Source organism: Streptomyces sp. NPDC043746, assembly GCF_056436485.1.
Genome location: NZ_JBWKCM010000005.1, coordinates 104,787 through 118,261 on the forward strand (window position 1 = coordinate 104,787; position 13,475 = coordinate 118,261).

General features: G+C 68.8%; 13 protein-coding genes. 9 read left to right on the plus strand and 4 right to left on the minus strand.

What is annotated here, in order from left to right; translation table 11 throughout:
- Positions 1–8 precede the first annotated feature (8 nt).
- From recF to dnaA, 4 genes are all read right to left on the minus strand, one after another.
- Entirely contained in the window at positions 9–1,139 is a 1,131-nt protein-coding gene (gene recF / locus AC0682_RS07815) for a DNA replication/repair protein RecF (protein ID WP_254812131.1), read from the minus strand.
- A 67-nt stretch (positions 1,140–1,206) separates the two neighbouring features.
- Positions 1,207–2,091, minus strand: coding sequence for a phosphogluconate dehydrogenase (NAD(+)-dependent, decarboxylating) (gnd, locus tag AC0682_RS07820; RefSeq protein WP_254812130.1), 885 nt, complete (start codon positions 2,089–2,091; stop codon positions 1,207–1,209).
- A gap of 142 nt (positions 2,092–2,233) precedes the next feature.
- The gene (dnaN, locus tag AC0682_RS07825; protein WP_254812129.1) at positions 2,234–3,364 is read right to left on the minus strand and encodes a DNA polymerase III subunit beta; all 1,131 of its coding nucleotides are present in this window, start codon (positions 3,362–3,364) and stop codon (positions 2,234–2,236) included.
- Between the two features lie 1,045 nt (positions 3,365–4,409).
- Positions 4,410–6,236, minus strand: a complete 1,827-nt coding sequence (dnaA, locus tag AC0682_RS07830; RefSeq protein WP_478531574.1) for a chromosomal replication initiator protein DnaA — start codon at positions 6,234–6,236, stop codon at positions 4,410–4,412.
- 383 nt (positions 6,237–6,619) lie between these two features.
- Here dnaA and rpmH point away from each other — a divergent pair, with 383 nt between their 5' ends.
- The 9 genes from rpmH to AC0682_RS07875 all read left to right on the plus strand — a co-directional run bounded on the left by rpmH (position 6,620) and on the right by AC0682_RS07875 (position 13,431).
- Complete coding sequence (rpmH, locus tag AC0682_RS07835; RefSeq protein ID WP_018489831.1) at positions 6,620–6,757, plus strand: 50S ribosomal protein L34; 138 nt, start codon at positions 6,620–6,622, stop codon at positions 6,755–6,757.
- 19 nt (positions 6,758–6,776) lie between these two features.
- Positions 6,777–7,148 (plus strand): ribonuclease P protein component, encoded by a 372-nt coding sequence (rnpA, locus tag AC0682_RS07840; protein ID WP_254812128.1) that lies wholly within the window; start codon positions 6,777–6,779, stop codon positions 7,146–7,148.
- The gene (gene yidD, locus AC0682_RS07845) at positions 7,145–7,504 is read left to right on the plus strand and encodes a membrane protein insertion efficiency factor YidD (RefSeq protein ID WP_478531575.1); all 360 of its coding nucleotides are present in this window, start codon (positions 7,145–7,147) and stop codon (positions 7,502–7,504) included. The genes rnpA and yidD overlap by 4 nt, the downstream gene beginning before the upstream one ends.
- 3 nt (positions 7,505–7,507) lie before the next feature.
- Positions 7,508–8,767, plus strand: a complete 1,260-nt coding sequence (gene yidC, locus AC0682_RS07850; RefSeq protein WP_478531577.1) for a membrane protein insertase YidC — start codon at positions 7,508–7,510, stop codon at positions 8,765–8,767.
- Positions 8,768–8,781: 14 nt separating this feature from the next.
- The gene (locus AC0682_RS07855; RefSeq protein ID WP_254812125.1) at positions 8,782–9,294 is read left to right on the plus strand and encodes a Jag family protein; all 513 of its coding nucleotides are present in this window, start codon (positions 8,782–8,784) and stop codon (positions 9,292–9,294) included.
- A 109-nt stretch (positions 9,295–9,403) separates the two neighbouring features.
- Positions 9,404–10,120 (plus strand): 16S rRNA (guanine(527)-N(7))-methyltransferase RsmG, encoded by a 717-nt coding sequence (rsmG, locus tag AC0682_RS07860; protein ID WP_478531578.1) that lies wholly within the window; start codon positions 9,404–9,406, stop codon positions 10,118–10,120.
- A 222-nt stretch (positions 10,121–10,342) separates the two neighbouring features.
- On the plus strand, positions 10,343–11,422 hold the full coding sequence (locus AC0682_RS07865; RefSeq protein WP_401685008.1) for a ParA family protein: 1,080 nt from the start codon (positions 10,343–10,345) through the stop codon (positions 11,420–11,422).
- A complete protein-coding gene (locus AC0682_RS07870) occupies positions 11,415–12,491 on the plus strand; it encodes a ParB/RepB/Spo0J family partition protein (protein WP_254812124.1) in 1,077 nt (358 codons plus the stop codon). Before AC0682_RS07865 ends, AC0682_RS07870 begins: the two co-directional genes overlap by 8 nt.
- Positions 12,492–12,813: 322 nt before the next feature.
- Positions 12,814–13,431 carry a GNAT family N-acetyltransferase gene (locus AC0682_RS07875; RefSeq protein ID WP_254812123.1) on the plus strand — a complete coding sequence of 206 codons (618 nt, stop codon included), beginning with the start codon at positions 12,814–12,816 and terminating at the stop codon, positions 13,429–13,431.
- Positions 13,432–13,475 lie beyond the last annotated feature (44 nt).

Below are 13,475 nucleotides of genomic sequence, written 5' to 3' on the forward strand. Positions count from 1 at the left end.
CCGGCCGGTCATGCTCGCGCCACCTCGCCCGCCGACACCGCGTACCGCACACCCGCCAGGGCACCCGGCACGTCCTCCGCCACAGCCGCCGTCACGAGCACCTGCTCGCCCGCAGCCACCAGCTCCGCCAGCCGCTCCCGGCGGCGGGCGTCCAGCTCGGCGAAGACGTCGTCCAGGACGAGCACCGGCTCGTTGCCCTCGGCACGGAGCAGCTCGTAACTGGCCAGCCGCAGCGCCAGCGCGTAGCTCCAGGACTCGCCGTGGCTCGCGTACCCCTTCGCGGGCATCCCGCGCAGGCTCAGGGCCAGGTCGTCCCGGTGCGGGCCCACCAGCGTCACCCCGCGCTCGACCTCCTGCTTCCGGACCCCGGCGAGCGCCCCGATCACCTGCGCGTACAGCTCCTCGCGGGTGCGACCCGCCGCCACGTCCTCGCCCACCGAGCTGCGGTACTCCAGCGACACGGGGCCGCCGCCCGGCGCCACGTCCCCGTACGCCTTGTCGGCCAGCGGCTGGAGCGTGGCGATCAGGTCCAGGCGCTGTGCGAGCAGCTCGGCACCCACCCGGGCCAGGTGCTGGTCCCAGACGTCGAGGGTGGACAGGTCCATGGATCGGCCGCCGTGGCGGCGGGCCATCGCGGCGGACTTCAGCAGGGTGTTGCGCTGCTTGAGCACCCGCTCGTAGTCGGAGCGGACCCCGGCCATCCGGGGCGAGCGGGCGGTGACCAGCTCGTCCAGGAACCGCCGCCGCTCCCCCGGGTCGCCCTTGACCAGGGCGAGGTCCTCCGGCGCGAAGAGCACGGTCCGTACGATTCCGAGCACGTCACGCGGTCTGACCTGCGAGGACCTGTTGATACGGGCCCGGTTGGCGCGGCCGGGGTTCAGCTCCAGCTCGATCAGCTGCGAGCGCTCGCCCTGGGTCACCGCCGCCCGGATCACGGCCCGCTCGGCGCCCATCCGCACCAGCGGGGCGTCCGAGGAGACCCGGTGGCTGCCGAGGGTGGCGAGATAGCCGATCGCCTCGACGAGATTGGTCTTGCCCTGCCCGTTCGGCCCCACGAACGCGGTGACGCCCGGGTCGAGGGGAACCTCGACCCGGGCGTACGAGCGGAAGTCGGCCAGCGAGAGATGCGTGACGTGCATGGTGGCCGACCTCTCCCGACAGTGCTTCGCAGATGGTTGTGCTACCGGCGCGCGGCCGGCGGACCGATCAGTTCCCGGGCTTGGACTCGACCGCGTGGCCGCCGAACTGGTTGCGCAGCGCGGCGATCATCTTCATCTGCGGGGAGTCGTCCTGGCGCGAGGCGAACCGGGCGAACAGGGACGCCGTGATCGCGGGCAGCGGCACCGCGTTGTCGATGGCGGCCTCCACCGTCCAGCGGCCCTCGCCCGAGTCGGCGGCGTACCCCTTGAGCCTGTCCAGGTGCTCGTCGTCGTCCAGGGCGTTGACCGCGAGGTCGAGCAGCCAGGAGCGGATGACCGTGCCCTCCTGCCAGGAGCGGAAGACCTCGCGTACGTCGGTGACGGAGTCGACCTTCTCCAGCAGCTCCCAGCCCTCGGCGTAGGCCTGCATCATGGCGTACTCGATGCCGTTGTGGACCATCTTCGCGAAGTGGCCGGCGCCGACCTTGCCCGCGTGGACGGAACCGAAGTCGCCCTCGGGCTTGAGCGCGTCGAAGATCGGCTGGACCTTCGCCACGTTCTCCTGGCTGCCGCCGTACATCAGGGCGTAGCCGTTCTCCAGGCCCCAGACACCGCCGGAGACGCCGCAGTCGACGAAGCCGATCTCCTTGAGGCCCAGCTCGACGGCGTGCTTCTCGTCGTCGGTCCAGCGCGAGTTCCCGCCGTCGACGACGACGTCGCCGGGCGAGAGCAGCTCGGCGAGCTCGTCGATGGTGGACTGGGTCGCCGCGCCGGCCGGGACCATGACCCAGACGACCCGCGGGCCCTTCAGCTTGCCCACAAGCTCTTCGAGGCTGTGGACATCGGAGACATCCGGGTTGCGGTCGTAACCGATGACGGTGTGGCCTGCGCGGCGGATGCGCTCGCGCATGTTGCCGCCCATCTTGCCGAGGCCGACGAGACCGAGCTCCATCAGAGATTTCCTTAAGCGTCGTGGCGATAGCGTCGGGGCGTTGCCCGCCCGGGTCCGAGCCTACGCCCGGCGGGCCGGAGCACGGCCGGGACAGCGCGGTGGGCCCGCTCCTCGACGGACGGGCCCACCGAGGACCGTCCGATCAGCCGGAGAGACGCACCGGCATGATCAGGTACTTGTACGCCTCGTCCGCCTCGGCGTCCACGGCCGGGCGCCCGCTCAGCAGGGCGGGCTTGGTGGACGTGGTGAAGGAGAGCTGGGCGACCGGGGAGTCGATCGCGCTCAGCCCGTCCAGCAGGAACGTCGGGTTGAAGGCGATCGAGATGTCGTCGCCCTCCAGCACCGCGTCGACGCGTTCCACAGCCTGTGCGTCGTCGCTGGAGCCGGCCTCCAGGATGAGCACGCCCTGCTCGAAGCTGAGCCGGACGGGGGTGTTGCGCTCGGCGACCAGGGCCACACGCTTGACGGCCTCGACGAAGGGGGCCGTCTCGATGACCGCGACCGAGTTGAACTCGGTGGGGAAGAGCGTGCGGTACTTCGGCAGGTCGCCCTCGAGCAGCCGGGTGGTGGTCGTGCGCCCCGCGCCCTCGAAACCGATCAGGCCCTCTCCGGCACCGGAGCCGGAGAGCGCCAGGGTGACCGTGTCACCGCTGGTGAGCGCCTTGGCGGTGTCCAGGAGCGTCTTGGCGGGCACCAGGGCGACCGCGGAGGCCTCCGGGTCTTCGGGCTTCCAGAGGAACTCGCGGACCGCGAAGCGGTAGCGGTCGGTGGAGGCGAGGGTGACGGTGTCGCCCTCGATCTCGATGCGCACACCGGTCAGCACCGGCAGCGTGTCGTCGCGGCCCGCGGCGATGGCGACCTGGGCGGCGGCCGAGGCGAAGACCTCACCGGGGACGGTGCCCGTGGCGGTCGGCATCTGCGGCAGCGCCGGGTACTCCTCCACAGGCAGTGTGTGGAGGGTGAAGCGCGAGGAGCCGCAGACCACCGTGGCCCGGACACCGTCGGTGGAGATCTCCACCGGGCGGTTGGGCAGGGCGCGGCAGATGTCGGCGAGCAGCCGGCCGGAGACCAGCACCGTGCCGTCCTCGTCGACCTCCGCGTCCACGGAGACCTTGGCCGAGACCTCGTAGTCGAAGCTGGAGAAGGAGAGGGCGCCGTCCTCGGCCTTCAGCAGAAGGCCCGCGAGAACGGGCGCCGGCGGACGGGCCGGGAGGCTGCGGGCCACCCAGGCCACCGCCTCCGCGAGTACATCGCGCTCCACCCGGATCTTCACCGGAACCGCCTCCTGCTTTGCTCGCTCGCCCTGCTGGCCTTCGTCGTCTGGACCGGAGCCTCCCTGCCGACGGCGGGGCCGGGCTCCGGGGTCCAGTCTGACGCACGGCACCGACAGTCGTTGCTGCTCGGGGTCAAGTCGAGCCGAACGAGGTGAAGCGCTCGCTCCTCGAGTTGTACACAGGCCCCACTTCGAAGCGGATTCCTGGCTAACTCTGAGTGGTAGTAGTAGTAGGCCTTGTGGAAACCGTGGATAACGGTGTTTGCGCAGGTCAGTACCGGTTTTTTGTCCACCGGCCCTGTGGGCGGCAGCAGTGGACAACCGGGTGCTTCTGTGGACAGGCGGAAGTTGTGCACACCTGATGCACAGGAGGGGGCTGCTTCTCCCCAGGCCTGTCCCCAGCTTTACCCACGTTCCCCACAGCCCAATCAGGCAGCTTGGTGTGACGCCTTTCACTCCGGGCGGTGAGAGCGGGTGTTGCGTTGCCGAACAGTGGACACAGGTGTGGAGAAGCCCGGGGAAGCTGGGGACAACATCATCCGCCCTGTGGGCCGCCGGTGGACAACTGGGACGACCTCCTGTGGACGAAGATTCTGTCCACAGGCTGTGGATCACGGTTGACCACAAATCCCCAACCATGTGACCTGGCCCGATGGAGTATTGGCTCCCCTGCCTGTGGACGCAATATGGACAACTCCTCGGTCCCCAGGTTGTGGACGGAAGAAAGTTCACACATCTGTGGAGAAGGGCCGCTGAGCAGGCCGTATTCGAACAGTGCCGGTCCGGGCGGGGGCGGTGGCAGGACTCCGGGAGGGCCCCGGCAGGCATCGGAGAGAGCCCCGGGAGGCCCCGGGGAGGCTTCGGGAGGTCGCCGGAAGACCTCGGGAAGGGTTCGGGAAGCCCCGGGAGGCCCCGGGAAGGCTTCGGAAGCGGCGAAGGGCGCCTCGCACGGACCGTTCGAGGTCCTGGCGAGACGCCCTTCGAGCGCACGGGGAGTTCTGACGGGCGGGCGGCAGCAGGCGTTGAGCGGTGCCGCGGGCCGGTGTCAGCCGTTCTTGATGCGGTTGGTGAGTTCGGTGACCTGGTTGTAGATGGAGCGGCGCTCCGCCATCAGAGCCCGGATCTTCCGGTCCGCGTGCATCACCGTCGTATGGTCGCGTCCGCCGAACTGCGCGCCGATCTTCGGCAGCGAGAGATCGGTGAGTTCCCGGCAGAGGTACATGGCGATCTGGCGGGCCGTCACCAGGACCCGGCTGCGCGAGGATCCGCAGAGATCCTCCACGGTGAGGCCGAAGTAGTCCGCGGTGGCCGCCATGATCGCCGGTGCGGTGATCTCCGGGGCCGACTCCTCGCCGCCCGGGATCAGGTCCTTGAGCACGATCTCGGTCAGCCCGAGGTCCACCGGCTGCCGGTTGAGCGAGGCGAAGGCCGTCACCCGGATCAGGGCGCCCTCCAGTTCACGGATGTTGCGCGAGATGCGCGAGGCGATGAACTCCAGCACCTCCGGCGGCGCGTTCAGCTGCTCCTGCACCGCCTTCTTACGGAGGATGGCGATCCGGGTCTCCAGCTCGGGCGGCTGGACGTCGGTGGTCAGTCCCCACTCGAAGCGGTTGCGCAACCGGTCCTCCAGCGTCACCAGCTGCTTGGGCGGCCGGTCAGAGGAGAGCACGATCTGCTTGTTCGCGTTGTGCAGCGTGTTGAAGGTGTGGAAGAACTCCTCCTGCGTCGACTCCTTGCTCGCCAGGAACTGGATGTCGTCGACGAGCAGGATGTCGACATCGCGGTACCGCTTGCGGAAGGTGTCGCCCTTGCCGTCGCGGATCGAGTTGATGAACTCGTTGGTGAACTCCTCCGAGCTCACGTACCGCACCCGGGTGCCCGGGTAGAGGCTGCGCGCGTAGTGCCCGATCGCGTGCAGCAGGTGGGTCTTGCCGAGCCCCGACTCCCCGTAGATGAAGAGGGGGTTGTACGCCTTGGCCGGTGCCTCGGCCACCGCGACGGCGGCGGCGTGGGCGAACCGGTTGGACGCGCCGATGACGAAGGTGTCGAAGAGGTACTTCGGGTTCAGCCGGGCGTGCGGCTCGCCGGGCCCCGGCGCGGGGGCCGGCTGGGCGCCCATCGGGCCGGGCACCGAACCGCCGGCGCGCCCGGGGCCGGGGCCCGGCGAACCGGGGCGGTGCTGCTGGTCGTGCGGGTCGCGCTGCTGCTCGTACCCCTGGCGCTCGGGCGGCTGCGGCCGGTAGTCGTGCTGCGACTGCTGCGGGCGGCCGGTGCCGTAGGGCTCCCGCCACTGCTCGGCGGGCTGGTCGCGGTAGGGCTCGGGCTCGCGGTAGCTGTCGGACGCGGGCTGCTCGCGGTCCCGGTACCCCCCGTGCTGCGGCTGCTGCCAGGAGAGGTCCTCCTGGGTACGCGGCCAGGCGCCCGGCTCTGGGCGCTGCTGCTGGTATTCGGGGTAGGCCGGGCGGGCCGTCGGCATGCCGTCGTCGGAGGGCCGGTGGCCGTAGCCGTCGTACGTGTCGGTGTGCGCGTCCTCGCGCTGCTGCCCCGGGTAGCGGTGGCCCCGCTGGTTCTGGTGCGGCGGGGGCGTCGGCGCTTCACCGGCGGAGTCGTCGACGGTGATCGCGATCCGGATGGGGCGGCCGCACTCGCGGGTCAGCGTCTCGCTGATGAGCGGCGCGAGGCGGCCCTCCAGCACGCGCTTGCCCCATTCGTTGGGGACGGCCAGGAGTGCGGTGTCGGCGACGAGCGCCAGCGGCTGGCAGCGCTCGATCCACTGCTTGTCCTTCGGCTCGATACCCTGCTGGCCCTCTCCGAGGAGTTGTTCCAGCACTCGTGGCCACACTGCGGCAAGATCGGCAGGTACGTCAGCCACAAGGCACGCTCTCTCGCATGTCCCACGAATGTGTGGTTCTCGGGACGGGATGGGTCGGGACGGGTGAGGCCCGGCAGTCGGGAAGGAAAAGAATCCGGAGTTCAGCCACGGTAGTCAGGCCGGGGCGCGTGGTTCAAGTTGTTGTCCACAGCCTGTGCACAATGGAGGGCCGCGTGGAGCTGGTTTGACCGGATGGCGTAGCCGCGCGTACCGTGACCAGGTCGAGTTGTCGATGGCTGCTGCCGCCTGCCTCCGATGGGCAAAGATCACGATCCTGTGATTGTGAAGCGGTGCACTAAGGCGTTTACGCGAGTTCCTCGTGGGCGCACGGTGACAGCCAGGCGATGTCCCGCCAAGACACGAATCATTTCTGGAGCCCCCGAGTGAGCAAGCGCACCTTCCAGCCGAACAACCGCCGTCGCGCCAAGACCCACGGCTTCCGTCTGCGCATGCGTACCCGTGCCGGCCGTGCGATCCTCGCCAACCGCCGTGCCAAGGGCCGCAGCAGCCTGTCCGCCTGATCGCTCACAGGTCCATGCTGTGCTGCCTACCGAGAATCGGCTGAGGCGGCGCGAGGACTTCGCGACCGCGGTACGACGAGGACGCCGAGCCGGGCGTCCCCTGCTCGTCGTCCATCTACGCAGCGGTGAAACGGACCCGCACGTGACGGGGGAGACTCTCCCCGCGCCGCGTGCGGGTTTCGTTGTCAGCAAAGCGGTGGGAGGTGCGGTCGTCCGCACCGCGGTGAAGCGGAGGCTTCGCCACCTGGTCCGCGACCGGCTGGCACAGCTGCCCCCCGGTAGCCTTGTTGTCGTACGAGCGCTGCCCGGTGCGGGCGACGCCGATCATGCACAGCTGGCCCGAGACCTGGATGCCGCCCTTCGGCGGTTGCTGGGAGGGGGCGCGAGATGAAGTACCCGCTGCTTGCCCTCATCAAGCTGTACCAGTGGACGATCAGCCCACTCCTCGGGCCCGTATGCCGTTACTACCCGTCGTGCTCCCACTACGGATATACGGCTGTCGACCGGCACGGTGCGATCAAGGGAACAGCGCTGACCGCCTGGCGCATCCTGAGGTGCAATCCGTGGTCACCCGGCGGTGTGGACCATGTCCCGCCACGCAAGCGTCCGCGGTGGCACCAGCTGCTGCGCAACGGTCTGCGCGGCGGCAAGGGCGGGGAGCCCGCCACTGGTGTGCCGTCCGGGGGGTCGGTCTCCGAACCTCCGAGCCCGGCCGCAGAGACCTCGCCCAATGCTCAAGGAGCCTGATTAGTGGACACGATTGCCAGTCTGTTCAGCTTTATCACCACGCCTGTCTCATGGATCATCGTCCAGTTCCACAAGGTCTACGGAGCGATCTTCGGCGATGACTCGGGGTGGGCCTGGGGCCTGTCCATCGTGTCCCTGGTGGTGCTGATCCGGATCTGCCTGATCCCGCTCTTCGTGAAGCAGATCAAGTCGACCCGCAACATGCAGGTGCTCCAGCCGAAGATGAAGGCGATCCAGGAGCGCTACAAGAACGACAAGCAGCGTCAGTCCGAAGAGATGATGAAGCTGTACAAGGAGACGGGCACCAACCCGCTCTCCTCGTGCCTTCCCATCCTGGCGCAGTCCCCGTTCTTCTTCGCCCTGTACCACGTGCTCTCGTCCATCGCCTCGGGCAAGAAGATCGGCGCGATCGACCAGCAGCTGCTCGACAGCGCGCGTGAGGCGCACATCTTCGGCGCCCCGCTGGCCGCCAAGTTCATGGACAGTGCCGCCAAGGTCGAGTCGCTCAACGCCTCCCTGACCGATGTCCGCATCGTCACCGCGCTGATGATCGTGCTGATGTCCGCGTCGCAGTTCTTCACCCAGCGCCAGCTGATGACGAAGAACGTCGACCTGACGGTGAAGACCCCGTACATGCAGCAGCAGAAGATGCTGATGTACATCTTCCCGGTCATCTTCGCCGTGATGGGTGTGAACTTCCCCGTCGGTGTTCTCGTCTACTGGCTGACCACCAACGTCTGGACCATGGGTCAGCAGATGTACGTGATCAACCAGAACCCGACGCCGGGCAGCAAGGCCCAGGACGCCTACCTCCAGCGGGTCCTCAAGCGGGTGGATTCCAGCGGCCAGGTCCGTGGCCGGACCCAGCGCAGGACCGTCAAGGCGATCGTCGCCAAGGGCCCCGACCGCAACGACATCGAGCGCAAGTTCATCACCGGACTGAGCAAGCTGGGCCTGGTGGCCCAGGAGGACGGCACCGTCAAGAAGGGCGAGGCCCTTCCCGAGGGCGAGGGCTCGGCTCACAAGCGTCAGCAGCCCAAGCGCCAGACCAAGGCGAAGCGCCAGACGACTGGCCACACCCCTGCCTCCAGCAGTGCCAAGGACGAGTCCGCGGCCGACTCGAAGACCTCGCTGGAGAAGCAGGACGCATCGCAGGACGACAAGCCGACCTCGGCGGGCAAGTCCGCCTCCGGCTCCTCACGCCAAGCCAAGTCCGGACAGCGCAAGGGTCCGCAGCGGCCCAAGCACCCGTCCAAGAAGTAAGAAGGAGTCCACCCGTGACGGAAGGCACCACCTCCAAGGCCGCCGCCGAGGGAAGCGACACTCTGACCCGCCTGGAACAGGAGGGGGAGATCGCAGCCGACTACCTCGAAGGCCTGCTCGACATCGCCGACCTCGACGGCGATATCGACATGGATGTCGAGGCGGACCGGGCCGCGGTATCGATCATCAGCGACTCCCCGCGTGAGCTGCAGAAGCTCGTGGGCCGCGACGGTGAGGTGCTGGAGGCGCTCCAGGAGCTGACCCGGCTCGCGGTCCACCGGGAGACCGGCGACCGCAGTCGTCTGATGCTGGACATCAGTGGCTTCCGCGCCAAGAAGCGGGAGATCCTTGCCGAGCTGGGCGCCAAGGCCGCCAACGACGTCAAGAGCTCGGGCCAGCCGGTCAAGCTGGACCCGATGACGCCGTTCGAGCGCAAGGTCGTGCACGACGCGATCGCCGCAGCCGGCCTCCGGAGCGAGTCGGAGGGCGAGGAGCCGCAGCGCTTCGTCGTCGTTCTCCCGGCCTGACCGGATCCTTGTACTGTCGGCCCCGTCTGTTCGCAGGCGGGGCCGATCTTTGTCAGCCTGATAGTCAGCCACCCACAGTGCGCTAGTGCGGTACGGAAGGACGGTCCCCGTGACGGATGCTGCAGAGCTTCCCCAGGCACCTGAAGAGGCGCAGGCGGTATTTGGAGCGCTCTTCCCGGAGGCTGTCCGGTACGCGGAGCTTCTCGCTGATGCCGGGGTGACGCGTGGTCTGATCGGACCGCGTGAGGTGCCGCGGCTCTGGGAGCGCCATCTGCTGAACTGCGCGGTGCTCTCCGAGGTGGTGCCCGAAGGCGTCACGGTCTGCGATGTGGGCTCGGGCGCCGGTCTGCCCGGTATTCCGCTGGCCCTGGTTCGCCCCGACCTCAAGATCACCCTGCTGGAGCCGCTGCTCCGCCGGACGAACTTCCTCCAGGAGGTTGTCGAGCTGCTGGGCCTGGACCATGTGACGGTGGTGCGCGGGAGGGCCGAGGAGGTCCTCGGGACGCTCCAGCCGGTCCATGTGGTGACCGCCCGTGCCGTGGCGCCGCTGGACCGGCTGGCCGGCTGGGGTGTGCCCCTGCTGCGGCCGTATGGAGAGATGCTCGCGCTGAAGGGCGACACGGCCGAGGAGGAGATCAACGGTGCGAAGGCCGCTCTGAGCAAGCTCGGGGTGGTGGAGGCCGAGGTGCTCCACGTAGGTGAGGGCGTGGTCGATCCGCTGTCCACGGTGGTGCGTGTGGTGGTGGGCGAGAGCCCGGGCGGTGTGAGGTTCGCCGCAAAGAGGGCCAAGGCCGCGCGCGTGGGGCGCGCCCGTCGCCGTCGCTGAGGGCGGTCGGACGTACCGCTGCGGAGTGTCGTGACCCGGTAGTTGCGCCGCAGGGGCATCGTGTTTCACGTGAAACGTCGCTCTCTGCTGCAGGGAATCATCGGCCGCGGTCGTGCGGCTGCCACACCGCGCGACCGGAAACCCGTACGGGTCACCGAGTTGTCCACACACGCCGATTCATCCACAGATCAGCGGGCCTCGCTGGTTCACGACCCCGAAAGCATGGCAGGCTCTGCTCATTGCGAGCCTGAAGTCGAGGAGAGTGAACCGTTGCGGTCCGACGCCAACATCGCGGGACCGATGACCGATCCGGTCCCCGGTCCCCGAACCGAGTCCCTGGGGGACGGTGTTTCACGTGAAACACCGCCGCCGATGGACGACACGCCCATCGGTCGTGCCGCTCAGCTGGCGGTCGAGGCCCTCGGCCGCGCCGGTGAGGGTCTGCCTCGCCCTGACCGGACCCGCGTCATCGTGGTGGCCAACCAGAAGGGCGGGGTCGGAAAGACGACCACGACGGTCAATCTCGCTGCCTCGCTTGCCCTGCACGGCGCGCGCGTCCTGGTGGTCGATCTCGACCCTCAGGGCAATGCCTCCACGGCCCTGGGGATCGACCACCACTCCGAGGTCCCCTCGATCTACGACGTCCTGGTGGAGAGCCGTCCGCTCTCCGAAGTGGTCCAGCCTGTCCCGGACGTCGAGGGTCTCTTCTGCGCCCCCGCCACGATCGATCTCGCCGGTGCGGAGATCGAGCTGGTGTCGCTGGTGGCGCGCGAGAGTCGCCTTCAGCGGGCCATCCAGGCGTACGAGCAGCCGCTGGACTACATCCTTATCGACTGCCCTCCCTCCCTCGGCCTTCTCACCGTGAACGCGATGGTGGCTGGGGCGGAGGTGCTGATCCCCATCCAGTGCGAGTACTACGCGCTGGAGGGCCTGGGCCAGCTGCTGCGCAACGTCGACCTGGTGCGGGGCCACCTGAACCCTGAGCTCCATGTCTCGACGATCCTGCTGACCATGTACGACGGCAGGACCAGGCTCGCCTCCCAGGTCGCCGAGGAGGTCCGCACCCACTTCGGCAAGGAGGTGCTGCGGACGAGTATTCCGCGGTCCGTGCGCATCTCCGAGGCGCCGAGTTACGGGCAGACCGTGCTGACCTACGATCCCGGGTCCAGCGGCGCGCTCTCCTACCTCGAAGCTGCCCGCGAGATCGCCCTGCGGGGCGTGGGGGTGCACTACGAGGCCCAGCACGCCCACACGGGCCTGCAGAACAGCCAGCAGAACGTTTCGGAGGCATTCAGTGAGTGAGCGACGTAGAGGGCTGGGGCGTGGGCTCGGTGCGCTGATCCCCGCCGCTCCCCAGGAGAAGCAGGTATCGGGCCCCGGTGGCGGTACCGGCTCCGGCGGCGGGCCGGTGCTGACGGCGGAGCGGGGAGTGGCGGCCGCGAAGGTGACCGGGCTCCCGTCCTCCCCGGTGGTGCCGGAGCCGGCCTCCGCGCCGGACCAGGAGACCGGGACGTCCGGCGCGTACTTCGCCGAGCTACCCGTCGGTTCGATCACGCCGAACCCCCGTCAGCCCCGTGAGGTGTTCGACGAGGACGCTCTGGCCGAGCTGGTCACCTCCATCAAGGAGGTGGGCCTGCTCCAGCCGGTCGTCGTCCGCAAGGTGGGGGCGGACCGCTACGAGCTCATCATGGGTGAGCGTCGTCTGCGGGCCTCCCGCGAGGCGGGGCTGGAGCGGATTCCGACCATCGTCCGGGACACGGACGACGAGAAGCTCCTCCTGGACGCACTGCTGGAGAACCTCCACCGGGCTCAGCTGAACCCGCTGGAGGAGGCTGCCGCGTACGACCAGCTGCTCAAGGACTTCAAGTGCACCCATGACCAGCTGGCCGACCGGATCGGGCGGTCCCGGCCTCAGGTCTCCAACACGCTGCGGCTTCTGCGGCTCTCGCCGCCGGTGCAGCGGCGGGTGGCTGCGGGCGTTCTCTCGGCCGGTCACGCCCGGGCACTGCTGTCGGTGGACGACTCCGAGGAGCAGGACCGGCTGGCTCACCGCATCGTGGCGGAGGGGCTCTCGGTCCGCGCGGTCGAGGAGATCGTGACGCTCATGGGGTCGCGGCCCACCAGCTCACCGAAGCCGAAGGGACCCCGGGCCGGTGGGCGGCTGTCGCCCGCGCTCTCCGACCTGGCGACCCGGCTCTCCGACCGCTTCGAGACCCGGGTGAAGGTCGACCTGGGCCAGAAGAAGGGAAAGATCACCGTCGAGTTCGCCTCGATGGAGGATCTGGAGCGGATTCTGGGCTCCCTTGCCCCGGGCGAGGGGAAGGTGCTGGAGCGTGGGCTCGCCGAGGGGGCCGACGACGACAAGAGCTGACCTCCAGGAGTCTTGTTCCTGCGGGAAGCAGATGAAGGGCGGGCCGTGTCACCGGTGCATGCCGGAAAACGGCCCGCCCTTTGCCCTCTCTCGGTGTCCGCATCACCTCTGGGTGGATACGATGCGATCTGGGATGGCCCATCCACGGTGATCGACCTCGAAGGAGGGCGGGGACCTTGCGAACAGTGAGCCGCAGTCGACTGGTGACGGTCGGACTGGGCCTGGGAGCCGTCGGGGGATTCGTCGGCAGCCTGTTCCATGAACGGAACGCGCTGGCGGCCGCACGCGATGCGGCAGGCGAGGGAAGTGAGGGATCGCCGCCATGGGGCGTCGGCTTGTACCGCTCACCTTGGACAACCTTCAGGATCTCCCCGAACGCTGCCGAGCGTGCGTCTTCTGGGAGCTTGACCCGGTCAGCGGGGAAGCCGCGGTAAAGGCGGGCAAGCCTGAGCTGGAGAAGGAGGCCTGGATCTCCGCGGTGCTCCTGGAGTGGGGCTCCTGTGGCCGGGTGGTCTACGTGGACGATGTCCCGGTGGGGTTCGTACTCTATGCGCCGCCTGCCTATGTCCCGCGCTCGACGGCCTTTCCCACCAGCCCGGTCTCCCCCGACGCCGTTCAGCTCATCACCGGTCTGATCGTTCCGGGGTACCAGGGCCAGGGGCTCGGCCGCGTCGTGGTGCAGACGGTGGCCAAGGACGTACTGCGCCGGGGCTTCAAGGCGATCGAGGCGTTCGGGGACGGCCGAGCGGAGGAGTTCGGCTGTGTGCTTCCGGCGGATCATCTGCTGGCGGTCGGTTTCAAGACCGTGCGCCCCCACCATCGGTATCCGCGGCTCAGGCTGGAACTACGGGCGACGCTCTCCTGGAAGGAGGATGTCGAGATGGCTCTCGATCGACTTCTGGGAGCGGTGCAGAAGGAACCGGCGCTGCGGCCGCTCTGAACGAACCGGCGGATACGGGAACGGGCCCACCCCTGCATGGGGGT